1 protein-coding gene is annotated in these 265 nt (G+C 35.8%); it reads right to left on the bottom strand.

Annotation, left to right across the window (positions count from 1 at the left end; all coding sequences use genetic code 11):
- Window positions 1–10: 10 nt before the first annotated feature.
- Window positions 11–205, bottom strand: coding sequence for a DnaA N-terminal domain-containing protein (locus tag AAEY78_RS13460; protein WP_352339824.1), 195 nt, complete (start codon window positions 203–205; stop codon window positions 11–13).
- Window positions 206–265: the final 60 nt, after the last annotated feature.

Here is a 265-nt window from a genome sequence, read left to right as displayed (position 1 = left end):
CACAACAAATCTATACTAATAATTCATTAATTCTATTTAGGTATTTTTCTCTTACCCAATCTAGTACAAAGCGATTAGGTGCATAAATCGTCAAGGTATCTTCGGTACTTTCTGCTTGTAGTGGTCGCACCCACATACTGAACTGCTGCGAAGGCAATTCATCTTGCAATACATATAAACAACTTTGCCAAACCGACAGATACACAGTCAAACTCCCAGAGATATAATTTTTATTCCCGCACATCATTAATGATTAAAAATCACC

It is taken from the genome of Psychrobacter sp. 16-MNA-CIBAN-0192, from assembly GCF_040309565.1.
Lineage (GTDB): Bacteria > Pseudomonadota > Gammaproteobacteria > Pseudomonadales > Moraxellaceae > Psychrobacter.
The sequence above is the reverse complement of the archived record's forward strand: the minus strand, read 5'-3'. Positions and strand labels throughout refer to the sequence as shown.